This window comes from Nannocystis sp. RBIL2, assembly GCF_026626745.1.
GTDB lineage: Bacteria > Myxococcota_A > Polyangia > Nannocystales > Nannocystaceae > Nannocystis.
Genome location: NZ_JAPNJW010000001.1, coordinates 665,826 through 678,714, shown reverse-complemented (window position 1 = coordinate 678,714; position 12,889 = coordinate 665,826). Strand labels below are relative to the sequence as shown.

Genomic DNA, 12,889 nt, shown 5'->3' with positions numbered 1-12,889 from the left:
GCGCGCTCGCGGCTCCGTGGTAGCGTCGACGGACCATGATCGCGTTCTCGATCCGCAGCCTCGTGGTCGAAGGTCAGCTCGGCGGCGTGCGACCCGGCGACACCCGCGACATCGTCCTCGAGCGGCTGGGCCCGCCCAGCGAGCGTATGGCCAGCGGCGGCGGCACCGAGGTCTGGCGCTACGGCAACTTCGAGCTGTTCCTCGACGGGGACCTCGTCTACACGCTCTATCACGATTATCTGATCCAGCTCGAAGCGGATGGGGAGCGCGAGATCGACGCGTGGATCCTCGGCGACTCGGAGGCGCCCGATTACGACGACGTCGTCGAGCGGCTCAACGCCGAGCAGGTGCCCTTCATCACCGGACGCGACCGCGAGAAGCGCCGCATGCTGGCGATCCCAGGCGGCGCCCGCCTGCTGTTCGAGGTCGACGAGGACACCGGCGTGGAAGCGTGGACCATGATCGCGGTGGACCACCCGGATTATTCGTGGGGAAAGTTCACGCCCGACGGGTCCGGCGATGGATGTCCTCGGGGACAGGTCAGTCGCGGTGGGCCATGACCACGCGGATCCGCAGGGCGCCGGAGTCGTCGCGGCGGAGGGCGTAGGTCGAGCGCTCGAGGCCGACCTCGCGGCCGTCGCGGTCGATGTAGGGCCAGGCCACGCGGACGAGGACGACGCGGTCGCCGACCCACTCGCGCGACTCGACCTCCGGGCGCGTCATCGTCACGCCGCGCTCGAGGTACTGCGCCCGCGCACCGGCGAAGAAGCGCTCGATCTCCTCGCGCCGGGCGACGGCCTGCGCGCCGGAGTCCGCCAGCACGAAGGCCGGGGTCTCGTACAGCGTCGCCACCGTGAGGGCGTCGCCTTCCACCAGCGCGCGCCCGAGGAGGTGCAAGAACGCGTCGACCTCGCGGTCACGCTCCGGGTTCGTCGGTGCCGTCATGCTCGAGGCATTGAGCGGGCCTCCGGACAGGGCAAGCCGCCGGTGGCTCGCACGCCGGCGAAAGCGGCGATCGGGGCCCGAGGAGCGCGTTTGGAGGCGTGAGCGCAAGAGGCGCGACCGGCCCGGCGAGCGCGGCGCAGCGGCCTGCGGGCGACCTCGGGCGCTGCGGACAGTTGGCCGCCACCGGCCGCGGCTGGCAGGGCGTTCTTGGAAAAGATATCAAAGATGAGATGTCCTGAGGGACAGGTGGATTGGGCTGCGCTCGAGGTGCGGCTGTGAGGGCGCGGACAGCGGACTCGTACGCGCTCGCATCGGTCACGCACGGCGATGGTGCTCGCGGGGTGTTCCGATGCTTCGCCGCGAGGGGCTCGGGGGCTGGAGCACCGCAGAACGTGGTCGGGCACCCCTGGCGCGCAGACCAGCGGACGAGCGCGTCGGTCCGCGGCGATCTCGCGGCGCGGCTCTCTGCGGGTTCGGAGCTCAGCGCGGCTCGTCGTCGGGGCAGACGAAGCGCTCGAAGCGGCGGGCGAGCACCGAGTCGGGCAGGCGCGCGGCCAGGCGCAGGGCGGCGGTCGCGGCGTCGGCGGGGCGGCCTTGCAGGCACAGGAGCTCGACCGCGGCGGCCTCGCGGGCGTCGACGAGGGCGCCGCGCGGGAACTGGCGCGCGTGAGCGTCGAGGAGCTGGGCGGCGCCTGCCGGGTCGCGGGCGTCGAGGCGGGCGCGGGCGCGGTCGAGGAGGCCGACCTCGAGGGCGAGGTCGTCGCGGGCGGGCGAGCGCGCGGATGTCTCTCGGGACAGCAGCTGATCGTAAGCCGGGCGCGTCACCCGGCCGGCGGGCGCGGGGGAGGCTGTCCTCGGGGATAGGTCGGCCGCCGGGCCCGGCGACAGGGGGGCGGTCGCGCGGGTCCACACGCCGGCGACCTGCGCGCGGAGGTGGGCGAACGAGAACGGGGAGGCGTGGGACTGGAGCGGGACGGCGATCGCTAGCGAGGCTGTCTCTCGAGACGTGACGGCGATCGCGGGCGAGGCTGTCTCTCGGGACATGCCGGCGGGCGGGGGAGAGGCTGTCTCTCGGGACATGCCGGCGGGCGGGAGAGAGGCTGTCTCTCGCGACATGTCGGGGGGCGGGAGTGTCGCTGTCTCTCGGGACATGCCGGCGGGCGGGAGAGAGGCTGTCTCTCGGGACATGTCACCGCTGGATCGAGCTGCAGATGGCTTTGCGGACAGGTCCTCGACGTGCGCGGTGGTGGCCCGGCCCGGGGCCTGGCGCGGGGCGACCGCGACGACGGTGGTGGCGCCGGCGACGACGAGGGTGGTCATGACGCCGGCGCGCGCGGTGGTCCAGGCGGCGGCCACGGTGGCGAGCTTGCCGTGCCCGAACAGCGGGACCATCACGGCCCAGGTGCGCGAGGCGGCGTCGGCCGGCGGCGCCTCGCGGCGGCGGCCTTCGGCGACCTCGGAGGCCAGCAGCTCGGGGCTGGCGGCCAGCTCGAGCAGGCGGGCGCGCGCGAGGCGGAGCCGCGAGTAGACGGTGTTGAGCGGCAGCTCGAGCTCGGCGGCGATCTCGGGGCCGCTCATGCCGAGCAGCTCGGTCAGCTCCCACACCTCGCGGGTGCCGCGAGGCAGGCCGGCGAGCAGGCGCTCGAGCAGGCGGGCGGCGTCGTGGCGCTCCTGCGGGGCCTCGCCGACGTGGCCGGTGAGGTCGCCGAGGGCGGCGATCCGGCGGGTCCGACGGGCGACGCCGCGGTGCCAGTGCGAGGCGACGCGGCGGGTGACGCCGTACAGCCAGGCGCGCGCCGAGACCTGGTAGTGGACCTGGTCGAAGCGGCGGTAGGCGGTGAGGAAGACGTCCTGGACCACGTCGTCGCGGGCGGCCACGGGGACGCCGAAGTACTTCGCGGCCGACCACACGAAGTGGAACTCTCGGTCGTAGATGGCGCGAAAGCGCGCGTCTCGGTCGGTGGCGAGCAGCATGGGGCCGTGGGGGCTGTCCCCGGCCGAGACGGTTTCCGTCACCGCGGGTCTCCGAGGCGCAATTCGAGGCCGAGGAGCAGGCGCAGGCTCGCCGGCGCGCTGGTGAACAGGTTGACCGGCTCCGGGGTGTCCTCCAGGTCGAAGCTCGGGGCGGCCAGGCGGACGAGGCCCTGGGCGGCCAGGCTGAGGCCGAGCAGCCGGTGAAACCGCCAGGTGGCGCCGGCCGAGACGAGCACCGCCGCCCACAGGCCGGTGGCCGCGCGCGCGCCCGGACCGCGACCCTGGCCACGCAGGCCGCCGAGCTCGGCGCCGCCGCACAGGGGGAACTCGAAGCGGCCGCGCGACAGGCGAGCGCAGCCGCGGGCGCCGCCGCCGAGCAGGTAGACGCGGACCTCGTTGGGCAGGCGCGCCTCGGTCTGGGGGACGAGGTGGACGCCGTGGAACTCGAGGCGAGCGCGCCGCCACAGGACGCCGGCGACGAGCTCGAGCGCGGCGGTGGGCGCGGGGACGGTGCCGACCTCGAAGCCGGCCGAGAGGCGGAGCAGCGCGCCGGGACCTCGCTTGCGCGGCGGCGGGGCCGGGGCGAGCGGCTCGTCGGCGGTGACGACGGCGGGCTCGGGCGCGGGCGCGGGTTCGGGCGGTTGGAGCGGCGCGGCAGGGTCGTCGACGACGGCCTCGGGGGCGAGGGTGACGGGCGGGGCGGGTTCGGAGCCAGGGGCCGGCTCAGGGCCGGGAGGCGGCTCGGGCTCGGTCGGCGTGGACTCGACCTCCGGCGCGACCAGATCGGTCGGCCCGCCGCGCTCGGCGGCGGTGGGGTCGAGCGCGAGGGCGGTCAGGAGCGCAGCGGCGTCGACCAGCGCGGCGCAGCGACGAGCGCTGAGGCGCCGGGTCTGGGCGTGACCGCCGACGGTGAGGCGCAGGTCGAGGTGGTACTGCGAGGCGCCGTCCCGCTCGACCCGCCCGACCAGAGAGACCTCGTCGGCGGCGGGCTCGCGGCCGAGGCGGCCGGCGATCGCCCCGGCCAGCGCGCGGCGATCGGGGCAGCCCGCCGGCGCCTGCCACTCGATCGCGCCGGCAGACGGGGGCTGGGGCACCTGGAACGCGAGCACTGCGGCGAGGAGCGCGGACGGCATCGTCGGACCGGATCCATCCTAGCGCAGACGGCGACCGCCGGCGCCGGTCGCAGCGGACCGCGCGCCGTGCGCCCCGGGGCGAGCAGCCGCGCGCGGTCGGCCGGCGTCAAGAATTCGCATGGCCGCGAGGACATGTCATCAAGGACATGTCCTGGCAACCATGCATAAGCCAGATCGTAACTCGCAGAGGCGCGAGGATCAGGGCGGGGGCAGGTCGTTGCCCTCGAGGTTGAGGAAGGTGCGGATCGGCTTCGGGCTGCCGGCGGCGCCGACGGCGGGGATCTCGAGGCCGTCCCCCTTGAGCAGATCCTCGTCGGAGCGGCCGTCGGCGGGCTTGTCGTCGTCGACGTCGTCGAGGCCGTTGGGGACGAACAGCTGCGGGTGATCGAACGGCGCCCGCTGGTAGACGACGTTCGCGTCGGTGAGCGACTGCAGGAACAGCACAAGGTCCTTGCGCTGGTCGGCGTCGAGGTCGAGGAAGGTGATGTCGGGGTCGAGCTCGAGGTTGCGGTGGAAATCGCCGCCGCGGTTGTAGAACTCGACGACCTGCTCGAGGGTCGACATGCCGCCATTGTGCATGTACGGGGCAGTGAGCTGGACGTTGCGCAGGGTCGGGGTCTTGAAGGCGCCCTTGACGGCGGTGCGCAGATTCTGGATGAAGCGCTTGTTGGCGGCGTTGTTCTTCGGCTCGCCGGTCGGGGTCTTGAGCTTGTCCTTGCAGTCGGTCTTGTCCCTGAAGCCGCCGGGGAACAGCGGGCGGTCGACGACGATGTTCCACGGGACGTCGAAGGTGCACGGGTCGACCTCGAACGGGTCGCGCACGTCCTTGCCGAGCAGCATCTGCACGTACTGCTCGGTGAACGACAGCGGGTTGCCGAACGGATCCTCGCCGCCGACGCCGATGTCCTCGGCGGTCGGCCGCACGCCGATGTTGTAGAAGCCGTTGTCGTAGAGGGCCGGCTCACGCAGCCTGACCAGCGAGCTGGGGCCCTGGCCGACGAACGCGAGGGTGCCCTCGTCGTCGTAGACGAGGACGAAGTCGAGCCAGGCGTTGGCGACCTTGACGTCGTCGAGGACGGAGATCCGCAGCGCGGAGGGACAACCTTTGCCGTCGGCCCGCTCCGCGTCGATGCGGATGTCGCGAGTGGCCGAGTCGTCGGCGCCGAAGGTCATGGTCTTGGGCTTGTAGGTGCAGCTGGCGTCGTCGTCGACCTTGCTGAGGACGATCTGGCCGACGGCCTTGCCGGGGACGATGTCGTCCTTCTTGGCGGTGGGGGTGGCCTCGACGTCGATCGTGAGGCTGCGCTGGCCCTTGCCGGGCTTCCACTGCGAGAACGGCAGGACCTTGAACGGCGGGCTGGTGCGCACGCCGTAGTGAAATTGCTCCTCGGTCATCAGCATGCGCTCGACCAGGCCGTCCTCCTCCTCCTCGTCGATGAGGTGCAGGGTCGAGGCGCCGGTGAACATGGCGGTCTTGTGGCAATTGACGCACTTGCCCTGGTTGAGGAAGACGTCGAAGCCGGCGAGCTCGCGCTTGCCGAGCGCCTTGGGGTCGCGGCCGTCGCGGTACTTGTCGAACGGAGTGTCGTCGGAGACGAGGGTGCGCTCGTAGGCCTGGATGGCGAGGCCCCAGAACAGGCTGAAGTTGAGCTCCATCAGGGTGAAGCGCTGGTCGGCCGGGACGGAGTTCGGGTTTTTAAGCAGGTTCTTGTCGGCGTCGAACCATTGATCCGACTGCCATAGCTTGGCGGCGAAGGCGGCCTCGATCATCTTCGCGTAGGTGGTCTCCAGGCCCTTGTTCGGCGCGGCCAGCGGGCCGAGCACCGAATCGTCGGGGTGGACCTTCTGGAACGCGAGCGGGACCGTGGGCGCGCGCACCAGCTTGCGGCCGACGTCGGGCAGCGTCCGCCCCTGACACGAGGCCTCGAACGGGCTGAGCACCGGACCGACAGCCTGCGAGGCGAGCGAGCCGTTGACGATCTCTAGCTTGCGCTTGACCGGCTTGCCGCCCTTGACCTCGAGGATGAAGGCGTCCTTGTTGCGGCGGCCGAACGGATCGACGCCGTTGAACCAGCGGTTGGCCCGGCCGTCCCAGAAGTTGCGGAAGTTGAAGGCGGCGTTGATCACGGTCGGGGCGTTGCGCGGCTCGACCCGCCGCACGTTGATGCCGTCGACCTGAAACGGCGGGTCCGGGACGGTCTCACACTTGTCGTCGAGCGCGCCGGGCTTGACGGCCTCGAAGTCGGCGCGCCGGACGCCCTGCGAGGAGGTGACGTCGTCGGAGTCGAAGAGAACCTTCGAGTCGCGGTCCTTGGGGTCCTTCAAGACGTGAAACGGATAGTCGCCGGCGACTAGCTGCAAATTGGGCCCCTTGCCGCCAGTCCGGGTCGGATCGAACTTGCCGTTGCCGCCGAGCAGGCCCGGCGACAGCTGATTGCGCGAGCGGTTGTCGGCGCCGGCCGCGAAGTGACAGCTGGCACAAGCCTGGCCGTCGCTGCCGCTCTGCATGTCCCAAAACAGGGCCTTGCCGAGCGCGATCGCGGCGTCGTTGTCGACGATCAGGTCGGGCTCGACGGGCTTGCCGGTGATCCTGTCGAACAGCGGCGGGAGCTTCTCCTTCGCCAGAGAGCCGGGTATGCCGTCGTTCGGCTCGTCCGGCCCGTCCGGCTCGTCCGGCGGCGCGCCCGGACCGGGGGCCCCGTCGCCGCTCCAGGTGAAGACGAAATCGCATGCAGTCGTCGCCAGGGCGCCGAACCCTATGCCCATGCATGCGAGCGTGGAGAACCATCCACACAGACGATTACGCATGCTCCGTTCATTCGCGGCGACCGCGGCGAAAGCTGTGATCGCGGCGATGTCGGCTCGGGTCGCCACGGGTGTCGCCGCAAGAACGACGTATCGGGTGCCCCCGCGCGCGCCAGACAAAGGGTCAATTGGGACTGCGGCTCCAGCGCCAGGACGAAACGGCGAATTCGCGGGAATCAGGCGTTCCGGGCCGATCTGGGCGCAAGGGAGATGGCGTGTCCCTCCACCTGCGCGTGGTCGGTGGATGTATGCTCTTTGATTGGGGGAAAACCCTATCATGTAAGAACGTGGCTCGCTGCACACGCCGCACCGTCTTGCACAGACCCTTCGCGCACCGCCGGGATGGTCTGAGCAATCGATCGGAGCGGCGTTCGATGGCCACAGGGAATGGCAGTACGCCCGTCGGCGCAGACGATTCGCGGCAGGTCGCTGAAATGCCACGTCCCGATGGACCGGTTTTTCGGGACAGGACGGGCATCAGGCCGGCCAGGTGACGGACATAGCGAGGGACAGTCCGGCGCCTGGGCCGCGCCTGGGGCCCGGCTGTCGCATTGTCGCCTGGCGCGAAGGACAGGTCAGCGGCGCCGGGCGGCGCGCGGACGCCATTGATAGTCGGCGAGGTCGATGCGGCCGTTGTCGCCGAACTCGACGCCCTCGGCGATCAGCAGGGTGCGCTGGCGGTCGCCGGAGGGGCCGGACAGGCTGATCTCGCCGCGGGCGTTGAGGACCCGCTGCCACGGCACGGGGCTGCCCCCGGGCAAGGCGTGGAGGGCGTAGCCGATCTGGCGGGCGCGCCCGGGCAGGCCGGCGAGCTCGGCGATCTGTCCGTAGGTGGCGACGCGGCCGCGGGGGATCCGCTGGATGGTGGCGTAGATCCGGGCGTAGTCGGGGTGCATGCTAGCTGCGGCCGGCGAGGGCGACGACGCGGTCCATCATGCGCTCGACCTCGGCCTCGGTGTTGTAGAAGTGCGGGCCGAGCCGGAGGCCGCAGTTGGGCCGCCAGTCGAGCTTGTAGCGCTCCTCGATGAGCTGCTTGCTGGCGTCCTCGCTGCCCTCGAAGTCGACGGCGACGAATCCGGTGCGGCGCTCGTGGTCGATCGGCGAGTGGACGACGAGGCCGGCGTCCTGCGCCCGGTCGATGATGCGCTGGCACAGGGCGAGGTTGTGGGCCCGGATCCGCTCGATGCCGATCTCGTGCAGGTTCTTGTAGGCGGCGAGGGCGACGTAGTAGGCGGGGATCGAGGGGGTGCCGGCGAGGAAGTGGCGGTGGTCGCTGGCGAAGCGGATCGGGGGCGGCTCGAAGGCGAACGGGTCCTGGTGGCCCATCCAGCCGGTGAGGCGCGGCCGCAGGCGCTCGCGCAGCTCGGGCTTCATCCACATGAAGGCGGTGCCAGGGCCGCCGCACAGCCACTTGTGGCTGCCGCCGACGACGATGTCGGCGTCCCACTCGGCGACGTCGATCGGGACGGCGCCGGCGGTCTGATAGACGTCGACCATGACGAGCGCGCCGACCTCGTGGGCCCTGCGCGTGATCGCGGTGATGTCCTGCAGCGCGCCCGAGACGTAGATGCCGTGCGACAGCGGGACGATCGCGGTCCGCTCGTCGATCGCCGCGAGCATGCGCTCTAGCGGGATCGTCATGCCGTCGTCCGAGGGCACCTGCACGAGCTCGGCCCCGAGGTCGCCGAAGCGCTCCCACACGTAGAGGACGTTGGGGAACTGCAGCGACTCGACGACGACGCGGTTCTTGCCGCGCGAATAGTCCAGGCACGAGGCGATGGCGGCCTGGAAGTAGGCGACGTTCTGGTTGAGGATCGTCTGCCCCGGCGGCGCATTCAGGAAGCGCGCGGCGCTGTCGGCGGTGTCGCGCATGATGTCGAGCCAGTGCGGCCACACCTCGACGCCCTCGCTGGCCCAGTCGTCGGCGTACTTCTGCAGCATGTCGGCGGCCTGCCGCGGCATGGCGCCCATGCTGTTGCTGTTCATGTAGATCGAGTGGGCGAGGATCGGATAGTCGTCGCGGTAGCGGGCCAGCTGGGGCTGGAGTTCGGGAAGGATCGGGGTCACTGGGCGGTCCTCTGGGTCGCGTGGATGTCGTAGGGGCGGAACTCTTGCCGGCTGGTGCGGCGGCCGTTCATGTCGGCGAGCTCGCGCTTGCTGAAGCCGTCGGGGCCGGACCGCGGCAGCTGGCGGCGCACGAACGTCTCGATGATCCGGCGCGCCTGCTCGGCGACGTCGGCGCGGGTGCGATCGATCTCCGACATGGCCTCCTCGGGGATCTCGCCGGCGAACTCGACGCGGTAGGCCTCGTCGCACTCGTCCCAGCGCTGAAACAGCAGCTCGCGCTTCTTCGCCGGGTCGCCGCCGGCGTTCCACAGCTCGAACAGCTCGCGCTCGAGGGTGCCGAGGCGGTAGGTCAAGGTCCGCAGGGTGAACTCGATCGCCATCTGCGTCCGGAGCTCGCGCGTCCGGTTGAGGAACTCGCGCTTGGCGGCGGCGTCCGTCTCGGGGCCGCCGAGCAGGTCCTGCAGCTTGACCAGCCACTCCGACGGGCCCGTGACGCCGAGGCCGGCCATGTTGATCTGGCGCATGGCGGCCCGCGAGCCCTTGACCTTGTTGCCGTGCTGGTCGCGGTTCCAGCGGTCGCCGAAGCGCACGGTGCCGTCGGCGTTGAACACGGCGGTGAACCGCTTGCCGGCGTCGACGTACATCATGGTGCCGTCGCGCTGGCGCTTGAGGCCGAGCGATCCGAGGGTGTCCTCCGAGACAGGTTTGAAAGCACCTGTCCCGTAGGTCCGGAGGGACCGCGGCGAGGGGATCTTCGGCACCCCGCCCGGAGGCTCGGCGCGCTCGTTGCCCTCGGCCTCGATGTTCTCGGGCGCGGGCGCGGCGGGGATGGCCGGGCTCGGGGGCGCCGGCCGCGGGCCCTCGGGCTGGCCGCCCGTCGAAGCAGGAGCAGCCGACGGGCTCGCGGGCGCCGGGCCCTGCGGGGCCGGCGTCGAGGTCGCGGGCGGCGCGAGGCCGAGCGCAGCGACGAACGCGAGCCAGGCGACCACTGCGGTCACTCCTTGAGGAGGGCCTCGTACTGCTCGGCGGTCAGCAGCCGCTCGAACGCGGCCGCGTCGGTCGGACGGATCCGGACCATCCAGCCGTCGCCGTAGCAGTCGGTGTTGACGTCCTCGGGCGTGGCGTCGAGCTCGCCGTTGACCTCGACCACCTCGCCCTCAACCGGGGCGTACAGCTCGCTCACGGACTTGACCGAGTCGACCGTGCCGAACAGAGCGCCGGCGGTCAGGTTGGCGCCGGGGGCGATCCGCAGGTCGATGAAGGTGATGTCGCCGAGGGTGTTGGCCGCGAAGTCGGTGATGCCGACGACGACGGTGCCGTCGCCCTCGAGGCGGGCCCACTCGTGGTCTTTGGTGTAGCGGAGGTTGCTCGGGATCTTGCTCATGGTGAAACTTCGGGGCAGGTTGTCGGGGACAGGTGCTCGGGGACAGGTGCTCGGGGACAGGTGCTCGGGGACAGGTGCTCGGGGACAGGTACGGAGCGACAGCAGGCTCAGGCGGCCGGCTCGGTGCGGCGGTAGAACGGGCCCTTGACGACCTCGGCGGCGAAGGTCTTGCCGCGCTGGGAGATCGTGAGGGCGGTGCCGGGGGCCGACAAGGCGGTCGGGACGTAGGCGATGCCGACGGCGCCGCCGACGGTGGGCGCCGGGGCGCCGCTGGTGACCTTGCCGATCACGGCGCCGCCGGCGTCGACGATGTCGGCGCCGGGGCGGGCGATGTTCTTGCCCTCGGTGACGCGGAAGCCGACGAGCGAGCGCGTGTTGCCGCGGGCCTTGATCTGCGCCAGCGCCTCGCCGCCGACGAAGTCGTCGCCGCGAGCCCGCTTGTCGAGCTTGACGACCCACCCGAGCCCGGCCTCGAGCGGGTTGGTGGTGGCGTCGATGTCGTTGCCGTAGAGGCTCAGCTTGGCCTCGAGCCGCAGGGTGTCACGCGCGCCGAGGCCGATCGGGGCGGCGCCGCCGGCCAGCAGGGCGTCCCACACCGCGACGGCGCGGGCCGGCTCGACGAACAGCTCGAAGCCGTCCTCGCCGGTGTAGCCGGTGCGCGCGGCGACGATGGCGGCGCCGGCGAGGGTGGCCGAAGCGAAGCCGAACGAGGGGACCTGCAGCAGGGCGTCATCGCCGGCGAGGCGAGCGACCAGGCCGCGGGCCTGCGGGCCCTGGACGGCGATCAGGGCGACGTCGTCGGAGTGGTTCTCGATCTTGCACAGGCTGCCCGCGTGCTCCTGAAAATGGGCGAAGTCCTTGGCGATGTTGGCGGCGTTGACGACGATCCGGAAGTTCTCGGGGCCGTGCCGATAGACGATGCAGTCGTCGACGATGCCGCCGTCCGGGTAACAGACGGCGGTGTACATGGCCTTGCCGTCGGTCAGCTTGGCGGCGTCGTTGGTGATGAGCCGCTGGATGGCGGCCAGAGCGCCCGGGCCGGTGAAGTCGACCTCGCCCATGTGAGAGACGTCGAAGATCCCGACCGCGGTGCGCACGGCGCGGTGCTCGGCCAAGATGCCCTCGTACTGCAAGGGCATGTGCCAGCCCCCGAAGTCGACCATCTTGGCGCCACGGGCGACGTGAGCCTCGTGAAGCGGTGTGTGCTGGAGCGAAGACGTTTCGGCCATGGTGCTGCCCCGTTCCCATAGCCAACTTCGGCCGCCGCGGGAAGGGCCGCGGCGTGCTACACCCCGGGGCGATGCGCTCCGAGAGGGAACCCGGAAGCAAACCGCGAAGGCGTGCGGCGCATTTCGCGCCGATGGCCGCGCTGGCGTCCTGCCTCGCCCTTTTGGCCCCCGCGTGCGCGGCTCGCAAAGGCGCGCCGCCGACCGGCCTCAACTCGTTCGGCCAGGGCACGCGCTACATCCAAAAGGCGGTGCGCAGCAGCAGCGAGGGCGTGATCATCCTGCCGTCGAAGCGCGCCGAGAACCTGTTCGACCTGCAGCGCCTGAACGAGATCGCCCAGGCCCTGCGGCCGCCCGCCGCGGCCTGCTTCGTCAACCGGGCGATCGAGACGATGAAGCGAGGCAAGCGCGACGGCGAAGAGTCGTACCTCGACGTGCCCGAGGGCCAGGTCAAGATCCGCACCCGCCTGTCGCCCGACGGCGAAGTGCTGCGCACGGAGGTGCTCGACACGGGCTTCAAGGACCCGGAGATCGAGCCGTGCATCATGGAGGCGATCCAGGGCCGCAAGTGGATCAAGAACCGCAGCGGGGTGGTGCAGTACCTCGACGTGATCTACTGGGTCAGCCTCGGCGACGGCTCGGAGGACAAGTCGCCGCAAGCCAAGGCCGAGCTGCGCCGGCAACAGGCGATCGCGGCCATCCGCGGCAAGGGCTGCCTCGAGCGCCGCGTCGGCGCCGGGACGTACCCGGTCGAGGGCCTCAATCTGGTCGACCGCGACGGCAACACTCTGGTCAGCCGCGTCGAGCCCAATTCGCTGCCGCAGAAGGTCCAGGAGTGCCTGTCGGTGGTGCTCCGCGACATCCAGATGCCGCGCGCGCCCAACTCGTTCGTCCGCCCGATCTCGCCGCAGGTCGAGTACACGGTGGCGACCGACGGCACGGTGTCGTTCGCCGACGAGCGCTGGATCAACCTCGTCCTGATGGAAGAGAAGGCGGCCCGCGAAGACCGCCTGGCAGAGGTCGACCGCGGGCTCGGGATCGCAGAGCCGCGGGCGAGCGAGACCGAAACGGCGGCGACGCCGAGCGAGAGCGTCGAGGCTTCGGCGAGCGCGGGCGAAGAGACGACGCCGCCGCCCGCGAGCGAGCCGGCGCAGGACCCGGGGCAGGGCGGGATGAAGCTCAAGCTCGGCGGGCACCGACGCTCCGAAGCGCCGAAGTGAGCTGCGCGCGGCGCCGGCTGCAGGTCGGCGCTTGCGGGTGAGCGGCGGATGGCATCGCTGATGGCACATCCGCTGGTTCACGGTTGAAGCTGTCTTTGAGGGCATGAGACGGCCTCGGCGGCCCTGTCCGCCCTC

At 71.4% G+C, this 12,889-nt stretch carries 11 protein-coding genes; 2 read left to right on the top strand and 9 right to left on the bottom strand.

The window, feature by feature from the left end:
* Positions 1-35 precede the first annotated feature (35 nt).
* Positions 36-560, top strand: a complete 525-nt coding sequence (locus tag OV090_RS02670; protein WP_267701870.1) for a hypothetical protein — start codon at positions 36-38, stop codon at positions 558-560.
* Here the strand turns inward: OV090_RS02670 and OV090_RS02665 are convergent.
* From OV090_RS02665 to gcvT, 9 genes are all read right to left on the bottom strand, one after another.
* Complete coding sequence (locus OV090_RS02665; RefSeq protein ID WP_267701869.1) at positions 541-945, bottom strand: hypothetical protein; 405 nt, start codon at positions 943-945, stop codon at positions 541-543. The two genes, OV090_RS02670 and OV090_RS02665, sit on opposite strands and share 20 nt — an antisense overlap.
* A 480-nt stretch (positions 946-1,425) precedes the next feature.
* Positions 1,426-2,961, bottom strand: coding sequence for a sigma-70 family RNA polymerase sigma factor (locus tag OV090_RS02660; protein ID WP_267701868.1), 1,536 nt, complete (start codon positions 2,959-2,961; stop codon positions 1,426-1,428).
* The gene (locus OV090_RS02655) at positions 2,958-4,052 is read right to left on the bottom strand and encodes a hypothetical protein (protein ID WP_267701867.1); all 1,095 of its coding nucleotides are present in this window, start codon (positions 4,050-4,052) and stop codon (positions 2,958-2,960) included. Before OV090_RS02655 ends, OV090_RS02660 begins: the two co-directional genes overlap by 4 nt.
* Before the next feature lie 198 nt (positions 4,053-4,250).
* Positions 4,251-6,818 (bottom strand): cytochrome c peroxidase, encoded by a 2,568-nt coding sequence (locus tag OV090_RS02650; RefSeq protein ID WP_267701866.1) that lies wholly within the window; start codon positions 6,816-6,818, stop codon positions 4,251-4,253.
* Positions 6,819-7,432: 614 nt separating this feature from the next.
* A complete protein-coding gene (locus tag OV090_RS02645; RefSeq protein WP_267701865.1) occupies positions 7,433-7,753 on the bottom strand; it encodes an MGMT family protein in 321 nt (106 codons plus the stop codon).
* A 1-nt stretch (position 7,754) separates the two neighbouring features.
* Complete coding sequence (locus OV090_RS02640; RefSeq protein ID WP_267701864.1) at positions 7,755-8,924, bottom strand: aminotransferase class V-fold PLP-dependent enzyme; 1,170 nt, start codon at positions 8,922-8,924, stop codon at positions 7,755-7,757.
* Positions 8,921-9,913, bottom strand: coding sequence for a hypothetical protein (locus tag OV090_RS02635; protein WP_267701863.1), 993 nt, complete (start codon positions 9,911-9,913; stop codon positions 8,921-8,923). The genes OV090_RS02640 and OV090_RS02635 overlap by 4 nt, the downstream gene beginning before the upstream one ends.
* 5 nt (positions 9,914-9,918) lie before the next feature.
* Positions 9,919-10,308 (bottom strand): glycine cleavage system protein GcvH, encoded by a 390-nt coding sequence (gene gcvH / locus OV090_RS02630; RefSeq protein ID WP_267701862.1) that lies wholly within the window; start codon positions 10,306-10,308, stop codon positions 9,919-9,921.
* A 107-nt stretch (positions 10,309-10,415) separates the two neighbouring features.
* Complete coding sequence (gene gcvT / locus OV090_RS02625; protein WP_267701861.1) at positions 10,416-11,537, bottom strand: glycine cleavage system aminomethyltransferase GcvT; 1,122 nt, start codon at positions 11,535-11,537, stop codon at positions 10,416-10,418.
* Between the two features lie 131 nt (positions 11,538-11,668).
* On the opposite strand from gcvT, the gene OV090_RS02620 reads away from it, so the two are divergent.
* Complete coding sequence (locus tag OV090_RS02620) at positions 11,669-12,754, top strand: hypothetical protein (RefSeq protein WP_267701860.1); 1,086 nt, start codon at positions 11,669-11,671, stop codon at positions 12,752-12,754.
* The last annotated feature ends 135 nt before the right edge of the window (positions 12,755-12,889 follow it).